Genomic DNA, 13874 nt, shown 5'->3' on the forward strand with positions numbered 1-13874 from the left:
AACAAATTACTCCATGACGTAATTTATTTTCCAAAAAAAAAAAAAAAAAGAAAAGTCCAGCTTTCTCAGCTGAACTCCCCTTTCTAGAAAAACACCATATGCGGTTTTTCTTTTTGGTAAAAATCAAGTCGATCCTGTAAAGTACCTGCATGGAATTCAAACTTATGCCCATCCGGGTCTTCAAAGTAAATCGATTTCTTGTCACGCGGATCACGCTCACGCCCTGGCAAAACGCATACTTCTAGAACCTTTAACTTCTTTGCCATTTGTTCCATATCACAATCTTCAACAGAAAATGCAATATGTGTGTAAGATTGCCGAATCTCATTACGGGGGATATCCTTCTCAACATTTAATGCAAACCACATGCCATTTACGTCTAAATACGCTGTGGTTCTCCCTTTTACAAGCAGTTTCCCATCAAATACTTTTTCGTAAAATGTAATCGATCGGTCCAAGTCGGTTACAGAAAATAAAAGATGATTGATTCCTCTAATCACTACATTCACGTACTTCTATCCTGTTTCTCAAATGAGTCATCTCCTTTGTAGTTCCCATTCTGAATTCATTGCCCCAAACCCTCTATTTATTTAAAAAATCGGATAGAATGCACAAAGTAGGGAATCTTAAAGATGATCCAAAATCCAATGTGAGGAAGGTGACGTTTTTATGAATAAAATGGCGATAGCAGCAATAGGGATCGGAGCCGCATTCCTAATGAGGAATAAAAATGTCCGCGGAAAGCTGATGAAGCAGTTTGAATCGCTCGCAGAACCATTCACCTCAAAAAATGGATCATCTACTTCATAAAAATCTTTCTCACGGGAGAATCGGCATCCTTTTTGGATGTCGATTTTTTAGTGATCCATGCTGATAATGGAGCCGTTTTGCGATTAAATGAGCGCTTAACCAAATAATGGAGTCGGCCGCGCAAAGAATAGACCTGCACTTTGTTTAGACTCTGCCAATTCGGGAAAGTATTCTTTACGATTAACAAATAGGAGGAAACTATGATGAGAAAAAAGATGGCATTGGCCGCTCTTGGTTTAGGTGCAGCGTATTTAATGAGAAACAAGGACGCACGCGATAAATTGTCGAAGCAATTCGATTCATTCGGGTCTACACCGATGAGAAGCGGTAAAAGCTCCCGTACTTCCCCTTCCGCTAGTCGGAATAAAGGATTGTTGGGCGGACTATTCAACTGAAGCCAAATAATAAAAGGAGAGGGCGCGCGTATGAATGCACCCTCTCCTTTTTATTCGTTGACCACAACATGACGCTTTTCCATATACAGAACGATGAAAATGCTCGCCTCGTACAGCAAGATCATCGGAACGAGTACGATGAGCTGGCTAACGAAGTCGGGAGGTGTAATCAGCGCCGACACGACGGCCAAAATCAAATACGACCACTTCCTCACTTTTCGTAAGGTGTCGGCTGTCAACACGCCGATTGCAGACAAAAACATGGCGACGATTGGCAACTCGAATAGGAGCCCGATCGGCATCGTCGTCATGAGCAGGAATTTCGCATATTCCTGTGCCGACACCATCACTTTGAAATTCATCGCTCCTAATGAGACAAGGAAGCCGTAACTCAGTGGATTGACGACGAAGTAGCCGAACGCCAATCCTCCAAGGAACAAGAAAAACATGACCGGCGAATACAGGCTGAGAAACTGTTGTTCCTTCGGATTCAGTCCAGGCTTCACGAATTGCCATATAAAGTGGCAGACGAACGGAAGCGATAGTCCAAATGCCAATGCCGTCGAGATGGACATGTAAAAGACAACGACCTCCATCGGTCCAAGGACGATTAATTCGTGGCCTCTTGTGACAACTGGAAACCATAGATTGACTGTCGCGAATACACCGATAAAAAAAGTTACAAATACAACTGCACTTTTAATGAGCTGTTTGCGTAAATCAGTGAGATGTTCGACTAGTGGAGGATCTCCGGCAACCGAGTCCCCCGGTTCTACATTTAATACAGTATCCGCTTCGGTCCACTCCTCTACCATCTTTACCGCTTCACTTTCTTCAACGTTCCTACTTTTTATCGTCATGTCCTTTTTGTCCAGCGGGCTTACAATTTTCCGATGATGATCACCATAAGGATCCATGTCTCCACCTACTTATGAATGATCCGTCTTATTCGAAGGTTCCTTTTTGACTTCTTCATCATCCAAAATGTCGCGTGCGGACTTTTTGAACTCCGCCAATGTCTTGCCGACTGCCGATCCGACTTCTGGCAGCTTGCGCGGTCCAAAAAGGATGAGAACAATGACTAAGATGATAATTAACCCCGGTACACCGATACTCGCTAAACTCATAGCGAAATTCTCCCTTTCTTAAACGAGAGAGCCTCCCGTTTTGCTGTACTTCTGAATGGCTTCTGCTGTGCGGTATGCCAATGCCCCGATTGTGCCTGTTGGGTTATAGCCGCCATTATGCGGGAAGTTCCCTGCACCGACGACGAACAGATTCTCCGCGTCCCAATGCTGCAAATAGGTGTTGACAACACTAGTAGCTGGGTCCGTACCCATAATTGTTCCACCCGTATTATGTGTCGTTTGGTAAGGAACTATGTCATAATCGGAAATCGGATTTCCAGGAACTACAGTTTTCGCACCCATTTCTTTCATAATCTCCGCAATCCGGTCTGTCAGGTACTTATGCATATTGCGGTCCTGTTCGGTGAAATTGTACGTCAGCTGCAATAGGGGTACCCCGTATGCATCCTTATAGTCAGGGTCAAGCGACATGAAGTTTTCCTTATGCGGCATGGAAGCCCCTTGGCCGCCAATCGATAGCATGCGAGTAAAGTTTTCAATGGATGCCTTCTTGAATTCTGCGCCCCAAGCAGGTACATCCGGCTGAATCGGATTCGTCTGAATCGGCCTATATCCCGGTTGCGTAAGTGAAATGCTCCCCCCATGAATGAAATCGACATCGGAATGATCAAAACTGTCGCCATTGAAATCATCGATTGTCATGCCTAGAGCGCCTGCACCCATGAACACATTCATCTGCTCATCGAAAAATCCGGTCGCTCCAGGCAAAATTTGATATCCATAATTTTTGCCCAAAGTACCTCTTCCCGTGTCAGGATTATATTGTTCACCAATTTTGGAGACCATGAGCAATTTTGCGTTGTTCATTACATAGCTTGTTAAAACAACGACATCAGCTGGTTGGATGAACTCCTCGCCGGTTTGCGTATCCACATACCTCACACCGGTCACTTTATTTCCGGACTTTAGCACTTCAACGACGTTAGCGTGGAATGTCACATCAAAATTCCCCGTTTTCATTGCTGTCGGTATAACAGTAATTTCAGCAGACGTTTTTGCCCCATATTCACAGCCGAACCGGTCGCAAAAACCACAATATTGGCAGGCGCCAATTGTCTCGCCGTCCGGGTTTTCGTATGCCTCTGACAGATTGGCTGAGGGCAGCATGTATGGATGGTAGCCCAAGGATGAAGCGGCAGTTTCAAACTTTTTCAGAATCGGGGTCCTTTTCATCGGCGGGGTCGGAAAATCATTCGAACGTTTACCCGCGAAAGGATTTGTATATTCTCCCGATATGCCTGCCGTCTTTTCGAATTTATCGAAATACGGCTCCAATTCATCGTACGTGACTCCCCAATCCTGCAGTAAGTAATCTGATGATAGTTTGTTTTTCCCGTATTTTTGCTCGGTCATTGTCTTAATTTGAAAATCATACGGCAAAAAGCGGAATGTATGGCCATTCCAGTGCGTTCCCGCACCGCCGAGATTCTCGCCTAGGAGAAATGAACCCAACTGGCGCATCGGAAGCGCACGCATTTTGCGGTGGTTGCGGAACGTGATCGTCTCCTTTGACAAATCTTGCATGAGCTCATAGCGGATTGCATACCGATATTCGTCATGTATCATTTGATAATCAGCTGTGCTTCGCGATTTCCCTCTTTCCAGACCACGCACTTTCAAACCGGCTTTCGCACACTCGGCGGCGATGATTCCTCCCATCCATCCGACTCCTACCGTCACTACATTAACCTTATCCAATGTTTTAGCCACTTGGCATCCCTCCGTCAGTGCTGCATACTGCTAATTGATTTTGGCTCGATCTTTTGAAATTTTTCATCTTCAATCATATTGATATACGCGAATTGATGGCCCGGGAAGCCTTTCATTCTCCAGGCGTCCATATTGTTATTTCCATTGTAGATAGGGTCGGCATAAGCACCTTCCAATGTCGCTTGCCGAAGAATACGGAAGAAGAATTCCGAAGAAACACCCTTCATCTCCACTTCATTTTTCTGGAATGACGTAATGATTTCATCCATTTGGCCGCCATCCAGATCGACAAACGGTTTTTGATAACGTTTTTGCGCCTCTTCCTCCATCTTGGCAATCCCTTGTCTGAACATTTCAGCACGCGTTAGACTACTCTGGTAGCCTTGTGTCGCTTCTCCCGCGAAAAATGGGCCTTGCATATATTCCCGTGCATTGCTGCCATAATTTCCGGCCAACTGGTTGTCTATGAAATAGGGCACACCGAGACCGATGGCTCCCGGTCCGAGATCATCTTCCGGAAAAATCCGCTCTACCGCCTGGGAAAGCACGTTGAAGTCTGCATGATTCGTAAAAAACATCAAGCCTTTGACCGAAGTTACATCATGATCCTCAGCATTCTCTGTACCGCTCTTTCTTTGTACACCGTCTTTATTGACGTTGTAGCCAACAAGACCTCCAATCAGTCCTCCCCCTACCAATGCTCCCGTGGCGATTCCTGTCGTTTTGAGGAAATCGCGTCTCGACAAACCTTTTTTTTGATCATCAGCCATCTTGTTTCCTCCTTCCTGTATGTGCCATCTAGCATGTCCTTTTTCTTATGGGTTTCATACAAATTGAGCATAAATTATCCAGTTGCGGTATATTGTTCTGAAATAGAGCCTTTGGAAGGAGAGCTATCAATTGAAAAAGCTTATTTTACTCATGATGAGTCTACTTGTATTGGCGGGGTGTTCATCGAATGGTAAAACGACCACTGGGACTTTTACGGAACCACTGGCTGCGCATTTGGAATCCCCTTGGTCCATCGCTTCAGACGGGAATCGTTTTTTCATTTCAGAACGGAATGGAGCGATTGTCAGGATAGAGGCTGATGGCAATCCAATACGGGAGGAAGTACATCTGTCAGAATCCCTATCGAATGCAGCGGAAGCCGGGTTGCTCGGATTTGTTCTCCAAAAGGGATTCGATGAATCGGGCTTAGCCTATGCATATTACACATACGATCTGGATGGAGCCCCAGTCAATCGGATTGTGATATTGAAGTATGACGAAGGCGAGTGGCATGAGGTGGAAGTATTATTGGATTCAATCGAATCGGGTCCTGTCCATCATGGAGGGCGGCTTGCATTGTCCCCGGACGGAGTCTTATTTGCAACGATTGGCGATGGAGCTGAGCCAAATAATGCACAAGATCCTCGTTCACTCAATGGTAAGATTGTCAAACTGCAAAAGGATGGCACCTTCAGCATCGTCAGCTCAGGTCACCGGAATCCGCAAGGGCTTGCCTGGAATTCAGATGGTGAACTCTATTCTTCTGAGCATGGTCAATCGGCGAATGATGAAATTAACAAGATTGTGCAAGGTAGTAATTATGGGTGGCCATTAATTGAAGGGAATAAGAAATCCAAGGGCATGGAAACACCGTTGCTAACTTCAGGGGAAAACGAAACTTGGGCGCCATCCGGGATGACATTTCATGAAGGTTTATTATATGTCGCCGCCTTAAGAGGAGAGGCGATACTGGTGATTGACCCAAAACGAATGGAAATAGTTGACAGAATCGAAGGTTACGGTCGTATTCGGGACGTCTACTCCGATGGCGAGTCACTGTTTTTCATTTCAAATAACACAGATGGCCGTGGAAACCCATCGGATACAGATGACAGTCTCTATAAGTTGACTCCCTATCAAATGATTTTAGAATAAACCATCATTTGTAAACTTTCTCCAAAATATTCCGATACTAACAGTAAGACAGGATAAAAGGGGGGATTGGGTTGCTCGGCAATTGGAATGCAATGGGGTTGAATATCCTTCGCAATATGGGGATGCATAATAAGCAGGTTATGCTGTCGATGGAGCGGCTTTCTTCCGGTAAGCGCATCAACAGGGCAGCGGATGACCCCGCCGGCCTAGCCATTTCCGAGAGAATGCGCGCTCAAATTCGTGGTCTTCAAGCGGCGCAACGCAATATCCAAGATAGCATTTCGCTGTTTCAGACGGCGGAAGGTGCGTTGAATGAAACACACGCAATGCTCCAGCGAATGCGGGAGTTAAGTGTACAAGCTGCGAGTGATACATTGACGGATGCCGACCGCGAATTGCTCGATCTTGAATTTCAGGAATTGAAGAAAGAAATCCAACGTACATCGACGGATACTGAATTCAATACAATGCCTTTGCTTGATGGATCGCGCACTTCATTCAAAACGCAGGCGGGCGCCAACGCCGGGCAATCCATCGAGTTTTCCATTGGAGATATGGGTATAGATTCCCTCGGAATAAAAGATTCGTCCATCGCTACTCGAGAAGATGCCGACAAAGCGATTGGGGAATTAGACAATGCCATTCAAAAAACTTCCGCCGAACGGTCCCGGATGGGTGCATACGTCAATCGGCTGGAGCATTCGTATAACAATGCAGTGACCATGGAAGAGAATTTGACGGCGGCCGAGTCGCGCATTCGGGACGTCGACATCGCAAAAGAGATGATGGCGTTGACGAAAGCAAATATTCTGTTGCAAGCGAGCCAATACGTCCTTTCATTGCATATGCAACAGGCTCAATCCGTCCTTCAACTACTTAAACAATCATGACAGGCTGTCCACTAACAAGCATCACTTTTTCGGACAGCCTGCTGTTTACTCTTCAAACCCTAAAATAGGAACCCGGTCTTCCAAGATCGTAACTTGGTCCACTGGAATGTCCATTCGATACTCATCTTTACCATAAGGGCTGACCGCGACTTTCTTTTGAGCAAATGGATTATTCGTCACAAGCATCACCATGCCGGTCTCTTTTTCATAGCTCTCCAACGCAAACCGATAACCAGACAGCATGGCATATGGAAATACTTCATAAGCGTCTTCCAATTCATCCGTGCTAATTTCCTTATATAAATCACCGCTTACACCCATCTCAATAAATCCTAAAACCTTATCTTCCGGATTCCCGGATTGTAAATAATACTTCCGTCGCTGGGATACGATGGGATATTCTCTACCGTTCCAAACTGCAAAACGACCTTTTCTTATCATTCCATCTCCTCCATGAAATACATATGTACCCTTCTATTATATAAAGCGTACAAATATGGTAAAAGGTAAGTTCATCCAAATTTTCGACATAATTCTCAAGGACTTTCCACTCTTGTCAGGTTGTAATCTCAGGCTATCCTTGTGATTACGTTTGCCTTTTTTCCCTATCGGGTATTTAAAAACTACTACTCTTTGGGGAGGTTTTCAGAATGAAAGAAAAAGGATATTCGGAGAAATTCAAAGGTGCCGTGAATAAAGTAAAAGGTGAAGCAAAAGACCAATTCGGCAATGCAACGGATGATGCAATGCTGCAAGCGGAAGGCAAATTGGATAAACTGAAAGGTGAAGCACAACAGGAAGTCGGCAAATTTAAGGACCGCTTCGGCAATGATGAAAACCAACGTCGATAAGGAACTTGGAAGGCGGGCTGTCTCCTTTACCCGAATGGAGGCAGCCTTCCTTCGTTATAAGTTATCGGTTTTAATCCGCGGAACAGAGTCTCCATGTTCGTCTCTCGGCTTTACTAGATCATCAGCGGGCAGCATTGTTTGCCTGTCGATCATTGTTGCTCGAATATCCCTTTCTGTATCCTCGACTTCTCCCCTTCCGCGTCCTTCCTCTGATAGCTCCGGTTCCACATTTTCGACAAAAATCGCGATTCCGCCATCCTTCATATCATTATAAATACGATCTGCTACCTCTTCGGAGAATCCCATGTCTTCGAAGAATTTTGCCTGTTTTGGCCGTTCATCAAGAAATGTGCCCTTAAATCGATCCAGAAACCCTTCTTTTCCTTGCCCATCCAAAGATACAAACGTCTGCCTGCGCAATTCTGCAAAATCATCATCCGTGTTTGCCACGGCAGAAATCTGGTCCTCTGAATAGCCCTGCGATGTTAATTCCGTAATCTTATACAATGCCGCGTCGATTTTATTTTGCGTGCCGACATACTTTTTTTCCATCTGTCAAAACACTCCTTTTTCATTCGTTTCCATTACTGTACCCCTAGAATCGTCTGAAAACACATTTTCATTGAATGCGATCAATGTTTAGTGCAAGCGAAAGGCGTGAATAGAATTAATACAGAAAGGAAGTGCTTTCAATGAATAAGAAAAAACCTTTTACTTCAGAAGATCGGAAAGATGCCGAAGGTCCTTTCATGGACAACCCGGAGAATTTGCCGACTGACAAGGAAAGCATCTACGATATGCACGAAGATATGCAGAACGTCGATCCGATTCCATTGGAAGATGTAAGATTGGAAGAACACGAGGAAGAGCATCACCGTGATACGAAGAGCCGTTCTTCCAGTGAAAAGAAATATAAATAATCGCAAAAAAATAGAGGTGGAATCTGAAATTCCTAACCTCTATTTTTTGCCGCATATTTTCGTGTCGTCACCTGTCGGTATTCCCCGGGAAATGTAAATTAGACCAATGTCTTGGCAGCATTCCTTTTCGCCATGTACATCCCAAAGAGGACAAGCAAAATGATGAGAGCAGCCGTTAGCCCGATACTCATCCAGTATGCCGCTTGATCTGCAGATGAACCGAATGCACTCGCTGCATATGTGCTCAATTTCCATGGAGTCACCGTCCAGTATATGCCGACTACTCCGTCAATGATCTGGAAAACAAGCAAGACCAAAATCGAAAGCCCTGCAGCGCCTCCCGTAGATAGCCAAGCACTGAAAGCCAATACGACCGTCACAGCGAAAACCACCCATAAGCTATACGTCCCTAGAAACGTAAAGACTTCCCCTGCCCCTACTGAGTTGAATAAAATCCGGATATAATACCAAGCCGCAAAAAAACCTAACCACACACTGGCCAATACAATCGCATTGACACTAATCCATTTACTGAGGAAATACTGCCCAAACGACATGGGCCTCACGTATAGAAGCGTTGCCGTTCCACTTTTCCGCTCGCCCGAAATGGATCCCATGAAAGCGAGGATGATGACAAGGATGCCGATCGTCTGATATTGGCTCATTAATGAAACGAAAATGTCTTCCCCTCGGAGTTCTGGCCATAGGAAGTCCGCCCCCTCTGGAAGATTCCCTACACTTTTCATGATTTCAGGTAGAAAGTGGTTCGTGATTGGCTCTAGCACTCCAAAGATGACGAACACAATCGGAATCCAATACAGTTTGAAATTACGGATGTTTTCTCGCCATTCTTTGCGCAGTAATGTATTCAAGCTGCTCATTCCTCCACCACCACTTTCATGAAGATTTCTTCCAGGCTTGCCGTCTGTAATTCCACCTTCCGTATAGGGAGGGACTCCGTATGCAGCAAAGATACAACTTCAGGCGTACCGACCCCTTCCTGCAAGGCATCGATAGATACATGTTTCTTTACCTTCTCAACTGCCCAAGGGGAAATAGCGGCAAACCTTTCAGCCTCTGCTATCGACTCAAATTCGATGAGAATACGGGGATTGGCATATTTCTCACGGATTGTTTCCAACGATCCATTTTCGACAAGGACCCCTTTTCGCAGAAATAACAGCTGGTCTGTCATCTCTTCTGCATCATTCAAAATATGGGTCGAATATAAAATTGTCGTTTTCTGTTGGAGCTCCTTCAATAGATTCATCACTTGCCGCCGTCCGACTGGGTCGAGCGCCGATACAGGCTCATCTAACAGCAACAGCTCCGGTCCATGGACAATCGCCTGCGCCAAACCAAGCCGCTGCTTCATGCCTCCGGAAAACGTTCCTGTCCTTTTCTTCATCGCGTCTCCAAGACCGACAAATTCCAGCGTCTTTTTTGCTTCCGTCAATGCCTGCGTTTTCTCAACTCCGCTCAATACGGCCGCCATCTCCGTGAACTCCAGCGCTGTCAACCAAGGGAAAAACTTCGGATATTGAGGAAGGTAACCGATGGAACCCCGGATATCCGGCTTCGACTGCCCTCTAAACAAAATCGATCCGTTCGTCGGCGTTACAAGTCCCGCGAGCATAGACAATGTCGTCGTCTTCCCCGCCCCGTTCGGACCGATCAATGCTGTCGATGTGCCTGCTTCCAATTCGAAGGAGATCGAATCTGCCACCCTATGACTTCCGTATATTTTTGATAGATCGTTAACTTGCAGCAAATGCGTCATTCTTGCCGCCTCCCAAAAATGAAATACACAATCGAACCAATGATGCCGCCGAGTAATATGATGAAAATCCACATGATAAATGGTCCATTCGTCCGTTGATGACGGATAACATCGACCAAAGCGACAACCATGAGGATCAGTTGAAGTACAATGATCGGCAAAATAAGATTCCAAGGTATGTTTGCAAGATCAGACATGAACTTCACAACCTCTCGTTTGTTATACACTTAATATAACACACTTGTTATAGACTGTATATAACAAGATGAAAGTTTTTCTTCAAATTAATATTTTCCGCAATGATGGGATGCTTGCTTTGAGCGCGCCTACTCTTGCTTTGAGCGTGCCTACTCTTGCTTTGGACGCGCCTACTCTTGCTTTGGATGTGGAAGCACCCGCTTAAGGCGTGTCCCCAGCTGCAATCACTTCTCCTTATGGTTTTCTTCTGCCCATGTTATACTATTGCCTGGACTGGAGGACATATGATGAAACCTTGGATGTATCCGCTGTTCGTCATTCTTGGGGCGTGCAGTTATGGAATTCTATCTACCATTATTAAATTGGCCATTGCGGACGGGTTTACAGCACCTCAGGCAGTGACAAGCCAATACTATACCGGCTTTCTACTAGCCGCACTCATTTATTTTTTCACCCGTCGGAGATTTCCGAAATTCGGCGGTGGTTTTACGCTTGTAGTTGCGGGCCTGTTAACAGCGATTACAGGGACAGTATACGGGAAGGCAGTCAGTTTGATGCCCGCTTCTCTCGCTGTCGTCATGCTTTTTCAATTCACTTGGATCGGCATGCTTTTCGATTGCATCGCCCAACGGCGTCTGCCAAAACGGATTGAAGTCATTTCATTATTGTTTTTATTCGGAGGGACAATTTTTGCAGCAGGGGTCATCGATGCCGATTTAAGCGGTATCCCATGGCAAGGATGGGCTTGGGGAATGGCCGCAGCGGTGAGCTTTTCTGCATTCCTTATGGTCAATCAACGACAGGTGGAAGGAATGGACATGCTCACTAGGCTGTTGTTCATGTCTTTCTTCGCCGCCATTGCCATCACCTTTTTCCAAGAGCCTCAAATCGTCTGGGATGGTACTTTGCTAAACGGCTTATGGCTATATGGCTTGATTTTAGGGGTGTTCGGCATTATCCTGCCAATCCTCCTATTCTCCATCGGCATCCCGAAGGTCGGGACTGGGATGGCATCGATTTTAAGCGCAATCGAATTGCCGGTCGCCGTCACAGTTTCGATGCTTCTATTGCATGAGCATATGACCGTTTTGCAGATAGCGGGCATTGTAATCATCCTCGTCGGCATGACACTGCCGAGCATCGTCAACAGACGGATTCGATTGAAAAATACTTAAGGCAACTTGCACATCACTTGGAAGAGTGATGTGTTTTTTTGTTTCACCGAAAACTTTTTGGCAAACCTGAGGGTATATATAGTGAGAGCAACAAAATCGGTTGTTCTGAAAGGAGTATGCCGCGTGCAGCAGGAAAAGTGGATTCAACAACTACAGGCGGGTCATCAAGCCGCTTTTCGGCAATTTTACGACGCCTATGCGGGCCAGGCGATTCGAACAGCCTCCGCCATCACCCGCAACCGCGAAATGGCGAAGGATGCGGTGCAAGAAACGTTCATCCGGGTCTACCGGCAAATTGACAGCTACAATCCGGCATTGCCTTTCGACCCTTGGTTTTATCGGATATTGACGAATGAATGTCTTCGTTTACTGAAAAGGGAGTCCCCCCTTTCGAATATCGAATCGGTTGAGAATGATCCTTCCCTTTCTGAGGAATCGTTCGATCAGTTGACGGAGCTTTACGATATGATTCAAGCATTGGATGATTCCCATCGGATTCCGCTGATCTTGAAATATATTAAAGGGTTTACCGAAAAAGAGATTGCGGACATATTAGGGTTGAATCAAAACACTGTCAAGTCGCGATTATTCAAAGGAAGAAAGCGGTTGAAAGAGCTGCTGGAGCCCACTCGAGAGGAGGATATGTCCTGATGAGCAAATTTGACGAGCGAATACAGAGGGAGCTTGAACAAAAAACGAACGCAGATGTGCATGAACTGAAGGACGATATTTGGAATGAAATCAACAAAGAACTATTTGAAGGGAGAAAGACCGTTATGAAACGAAAAAAACGCTGGATTCCCGCAGTACTCATTGCGGCGGCGGCATTTGTCATTGCGTTCACCTTACAGACCGAGCCCGGCCTGGCATTGATCAAAGGCATCAAGGATATATTCGTCCCTGAAAAGGAACTTATCCAAAACATCGAAGGGCAGGACGAGCCAACGGAAGTCCATTTGAATGAAGGAAAAGATTCCGAATACATCATCTATGTGGATGAATCCCGCTATAAAATGATCAAAGGTGAAGACGCCGATCTTATTACGACGATCGATCCTCTACCAGAGAAATACCCGGAAGTGAGCATGGAAATTAAACAGTATCCTTCCGACAAGCCGGAAACGCTTGTAAAAGAGCTTGAGGAAAAGCTGAAGGTCGATTTCCCGGAACTTCGGGATATTGAAACCGTCTCAGAACCAGTCGAAGGCTTCTGGCTGCACGGTTTGACCGAATCGACGTGGGATGGAAAGATCATCGATGTGTACGTCATCAGTAACGGCAAAGATGGGAGCTTTGTCATTACCGAAAACTATTTCCTTGAAGCGGCGGAAGGCCACGGCGCAAGGTTCTATCATATGCTACAGAGCTTTGAAATTATCGAATGAACGGAGTATTGAAGGGGGATCCTTTTTGCCCCTTCTTTTTTTATAGGTATAAAAGTAGTTTCTCCTGCACTTATGCATATGTTATAAGAGTAAAGGGTATAAATTGCAATAATAGATAGCAAGGAGGTTGACCATGGATATTTTTATGATTGTCATCGATACGCTGATCGTTTTACTATATATCACGCTGATTGCTTTCATTACACCAATCACAATGAAGTATTTTAAAAGAAAGAAGTATGATATATTTATTCAACTGTTGCCTGTCTGTTTCATCGTCTTTGTTACTAGTATTATTATTTCCATAGGACTTGGCGGATTCAAGGAGATGAAATTCTTTCAGATAACAAGCATCGTCTCAATCGTTCTTCTCGGGCTATTATTGTTCCTGACGTTGGCGATGAGAGTATTGTGGAAAGATAAGTACGATAGATTAGTGGAAAGGATCCTCTCCTTTCGTGAAAAAAATGATCGGAGCTTCTCGCTAAAATAAGCGGGAAGCCCTTTTCTATTTGTTGTACACTGATTGTAAACGATGCACATAAGGAGACGGGATCATGTTAAAAGATCGTATTTATTATCAAAATGTCTATAAAAAAACATTCAAAGCACGTATTGTCGGTAATGGCGTGGATCTGGAGGGGCGCCCCTATGTCGTTTTGAGCAATACGGCGTTTTATCCGACT

The 13874-nt window shown here is 45.2% G+C and carries 20 protein-coding genes; 10 read left to right on the forward strand and 10 right to left on the reverse strand.

Annotated elements, in window-relative coordinates; genetic code table 11:
- Positions 1–83 precede the first annotated feature (83 nt).
- Entirely contained in the window at positions 84–500 is a 417-nt protein-coding gene (gene fosB / locus AWV70_RS06540) for a metallothiol transferase FosB (RefSeq protein WP_082713503.1), read from the reverse strand.
- 169 nt (positions 501–669) lie between these two features.
- Here fosB and AWV70_RS24115 point away from each other — a divergent pair, with 169 nt between their 5' ends.
- Positions 670–810 carry a hypothetical protein gene (locus AWV70_RS24115; RefSeq protein WP_201024324.1) on the forward strand — a complete coding sequence of 47 codons (141 nt, stop codon included), beginning with the start codon at positions 670–672 and terminating at the stop codon, positions 808–810.
- 203 nt (positions 811–1013) lie between these two features.
- Positions 1014–1205 carry a hypothetical protein gene (locus AWV70_RS06545; protein ID WP_235588561.1) on the forward strand — a complete coding sequence of 64 codons (192 nt, stop codon included), beginning with the start codon at positions 1014–1016 and terminating at the stop codon, positions 1203–1205.
- Between the two features lie 50 nt (positions 1206–1255).
- Here AWV70_RS06545 and tatC read toward each other — a convergent pair whose 3' ends face one another.
- The 4 genes from tatC to AWV70_RS06565 are packed head-to-tail and all read right to left on the reverse strand — an operon-like array spanning position 1256 to position 4833.
- The gene (gene tatC, locus AWV70_RS06550; protein ID WP_060205400.1) at positions 1256–2122 is read right to left on the reverse strand and encodes a twin-arginine translocase subunit TatC; all 867 of its coding nucleotides are present in this window, start codon (positions 2120–2122) and stop codon (positions 1256–1258) included.
- A 12-nt stretch (positions 2123–2134) separates the two neighbouring features.
- On the reverse strand, positions 2135–2332 hold the full coding sequence (gene tatA, locus AWV70_RS06555) for a twin-arginine translocase TatA/TatE family subunit (RefSeq protein WP_060205402.1): 198 nt from the start codon (positions 2330–2332) through the stop codon (positions 2135–2137).
- Between the two features lie 18 nt (positions 2333–2350).
- Positions 2351–4063 carry a GMC family oxidoreductase gene (locus tag AWV70_RS06560; RefSeq protein ID WP_153009916.1) on the reverse strand — a complete coding sequence of 571 codons (1713 nt, stop codon included), beginning with the start codon at positions 4061–4063 and terminating at the stop codon, positions 2351–2353.
- A 14-nt stretch (positions 4064–4077) separates the two neighbouring features.
- Complete coding sequence (locus AWV70_RS06565) at positions 4078–4833, reverse strand: gluconate 2-dehydrogenase subunit 3 family protein (protein WP_060205404.1); 756 nt, start codon at positions 4831–4833, stop codon at positions 4078–4080.
- Positions 4834–4963: 130 nt separating this feature from the next.
- On the opposite strand from AWV70_RS06565, the gene AWV70_RS06570 reads away from it, so the two are divergent.
- Both AWV70_RS06570 and AWV70_RS06575 read left to right on the forward strand, forming a co-directional pair.
- Positions 4964–5989: a PQQ-dependent sugar dehydrogenase gene (locus tag AWV70_RS06570; RefSeq protein ID WP_060205406.1), complete on the forward strand. Its 1026-nt coding sequence runs from the start codon at positions 4964–4966 to the stop codon at positions 5987–5989.
- 71 nt (positions 5990–6060) lie between these two features.
- Positions 6061–6879: a flagellin gene (locus AWV70_RS06575; protein ID WP_082713502.1), complete on the forward strand. Its 819-nt coding sequence runs from the start codon at positions 6061–6063 to the stop codon at positions 6877–6879.
- Between the two features lie 45 nt (positions 6880–6924).
- On the opposite strand, the gene AWV70_RS06580 is transcribed toward AWV70_RS06575, so the two are convergent.
- Complete coding sequence (locus AWV70_RS06580; RefSeq protein ID WP_060205408.1) at positions 6925–7320, reverse strand: hypothetical protein; 396 nt, start codon at positions 7318–7320, stop codon at positions 6925–6927.
- Between the two features lie 209 nt (positions 7321–7529).
- On the opposite strand from AWV70_RS06580, the gene AWV70_RS06585 reads away from it, so the two are divergent.
- Complete coding sequence (locus tag AWV70_RS06585; RefSeq protein ID WP_060205410.1) at positions 7530–7730, forward strand: CsbD family protein; 201 nt, start codon at positions 7530–7532, stop codon at positions 7728–7730.
- Positions 7731–7784: 54 nt separating this feature from the next.
- Here AWV70_RS06585 and AWV70_RS06590 read toward each other — a convergent pair whose 3' ends face one another.
- On the reverse strand, positions 7785–8282 hold the full coding sequence (locus AWV70_RS06590; RefSeq protein ID WP_060205412.1) for a general stress protein: 498 nt from the start codon (positions 8280–8282) through the stop codon (positions 7785–7787).
- A gap of 140 nt (positions 8283–8422) precedes the next feature.
- Between AWV70_RS06590 and AWV70_RS06595 the strand changes: the two genes are divergently transcribed.
- On the forward strand, positions 8423–8650 hold the full coding sequence (locus AWV70_RS06595) for a hypothetical protein (RefSeq protein WP_060205414.1): 228 nt from the start codon (positions 8423–8425) through the stop codon (positions 8648–8650).
- A gap of 98 nt (positions 8651–8748) precedes the next feature.
- Here the strand turns inward: AWV70_RS06595 and AWV70_RS06600 are convergent, their stop codons facing one another.
- Genes AWV70_RS06600 through AWV70_RS06610 form a run of 3 tightly spaced genes read right to left on the reverse strand, consistent with a single transcriptional unit; the run spans position 8749 to position 10627 of the window.
- Positions 8749–9531, reverse strand: a complete 783-nt coding sequence (locus AWV70_RS06600) for an ABC transporter permease (protein ID WP_060205416.1) — start codon at positions 9529–9531, stop codon at positions 8749–8751.
- Positions 9528–10430 carry an ABC transporter ATP-binding protein gene (locus AWV70_RS06605; RefSeq protein ID WP_060205418.1) on the reverse strand — a complete coding sequence of 301 codons (903 nt, stop codon included), beginning with the start codon at positions 10428–10430 and terminating at the stop codon, positions 9528–9530. Before AWV70_RS06605 ends, AWV70_RS06600 begins: the two co-directional genes overlap by 4 nt.
- Entirely contained in the window at positions 10427–10627 is a 201-nt protein-coding gene (locus AWV70_RS06610) for a PLDc N-terminal domain-containing protein (RefSeq protein WP_060205420.1), read from the reverse strand. The genes AWV70_RS06605 and AWV70_RS06610 overlap by 4 nt, the downstream gene beginning before the upstream one ends.
- A 285-nt stretch (positions 10628–10912) precedes the next feature.
- Between AWV70_RS06610 and AWV70_RS06615 the strand changes: the two genes are divergently transcribed.
- The 4 genes from AWV70_RS06615 (at position 10913) to AWV70_RS06630 (ending at position 13681) form a co-directional block, all read left to right on the forward strand.
- Positions 10913–11803 carry an EamA family transporter gene (locus AWV70_RS06615; RefSeq protein WP_060205423.1) on the forward strand — a complete coding sequence of 297 codons (891 nt, stop codon included), beginning with the start codon at positions 10913–10915 and terminating at the stop codon, positions 11801–11803.
- A 123-nt stretch (positions 11804–11926) separates the two neighbouring features.
- Positions 11927–12454 (forward strand): RNA polymerase sigma factor, encoded by a 528-nt coding sequence (locus tag AWV70_RS06620; protein ID WP_153009917.1) that lies wholly within the window; start codon positions 11927–11929, stop codon positions 12452–12454.
- The gene (locus AWV70_RS06625) at positions 12454–13188 is read left to right on the forward strand and encodes a hypothetical protein (protein ID WP_060205425.1); all 735 of its coding nucleotides are present in this window, start codon (positions 12454–12456) and stop codon (positions 13186–13188) included. Before AWV70_RS06620 ends, AWV70_RS06625 begins: the two co-directional genes overlap by 1 nt.
- Before the next feature lie 133 nt (positions 13189–13321).
- On the forward strand, positions 13322–13681 hold the full coding sequence (locus AWV70_RS06630) for a hypothetical protein (protein WP_060205427.1): 360 nt from the start codon (positions 13322–13324) through the stop codon (positions 13679–13681).
- Positions 13682–13874: the final 193 nt, after the last annotated feature.

The organism is Sporosarcina koreensis (assembly GCF_001531445.1).
In the GTDB taxonomy this organism is placed as follows: domain Bacteria; phylum Bacillota; class Bacilli; order Bacillales_A; family Planococcaceae; genus Sporosarcina; species Sporosarcina koreensis_C.

Excerpts from the sequence above, each read along its gene's own strand:
- tatA (WP_060205402.1), bottom strand. The coding sequence starts at position 2,332 with ATGAGTTTAGCGAGTATCGGTGTACCGGGGTTAATTATCATCTTAGTC.
- tatC (WP_060205400.1), bottom strand. The coding sequence starts at position 2,122 with ATGGATCCTTATGGTGATCATCATCGGAAAATTGTAAGCCCGCTGGAC.
- AWV70_RS06545 (WP_235588561.1), top strand. The coding sequence starts at position 1,014 with ATGAGAAAAAAGATGGCATTGGCCGCTCTTGGTTTAGGTGCAGCGTAT.
- AWV70_RS06625 (WP_060205425.1), top strand. The coding sequence starts at position 12,454 with ATGAGCAAATTTGACGAGCGAATACAGAGGGAGCTTGAACAAAAAACG.
- AWV70_RS06610 (WP_060205420.1), bottom strand. The coding sequence starts at position 10,627 with ATGTCTGATCTTGCAAACATACCTTGGAATCTTATTTTGCCGATCATT.
- AWV70_RS06580 (WP_060205408.1), bottom strand. The coding sequence starts at position 7,320 with ATGATAAGAAAAGGTCGTTTTGCAGTTTGGAACGGTAGAGAATATCCC.
- AWV70_RS24115 (WP_201024324.1), top strand. The coding sequence starts at position 670 with ATGAATAAAATGGCGATAGCAGCAATAGGGATCGGAGCCGCATTCCTA.
- AWV70_RS06585 (WP_060205410.1), top strand. The coding sequence starts at position 7,530 with ATGAAAGAAAAAGGATATTCGGAGAAATTCAAAGGTGCCGTGAATAAA.
- AWV70_RS06590 (WP_060205412.1), bottom strand. The coding sequence starts at position 8,282 with ATGGAAAAAAAGTATGTCGGCACGCAAAATAAAATCGACGCGGCATTG.
- AWV70_RS06595 (WP_060205414.1), top strand. The coding sequence starts at position 8,423 with ATGAATAAGAAAAAACCTTTTACTTCAGAAGATCGGAAAGATGCCGAA.
- AWV70_RS06600 (WP_060205416.1), bottom strand. The coding sequence starts at position 9,531 with ATGAGCAGCTTGAATACATTACTGCGCAAAGAATGGCGAGAAAACATC.
- AWV70_RS06605 (WP_060205418.1), bottom strand. The coding sequence starts at position 10,430 with ATGACGCATTTGCTGCAAGTTAACGATCTATCAAAAATATACGGAAGT.
- AWV70_RS06615 (WP_060205423.1), top strand. The coding sequence starts at position 10,913 with ATGATGAAACCTTGGATGTATCCGCTGTTCGTCATTCTTGGGGCGTGC.
- AWV70_RS06565 (WP_060205404.1), bottom strand. The coding sequence starts at position 4,833 with ATGGCTGATGATCAAAAAAAAGGTTTGTCGAGACGCGATTTCCTCAAA.
- AWV70_RS06630 (WP_060205427.1), top strand. The coding sequence starts at position 13,322 with ATGGATATTTTTATGATTGTCATCGATACGCTGATCGTTTTACTATAT.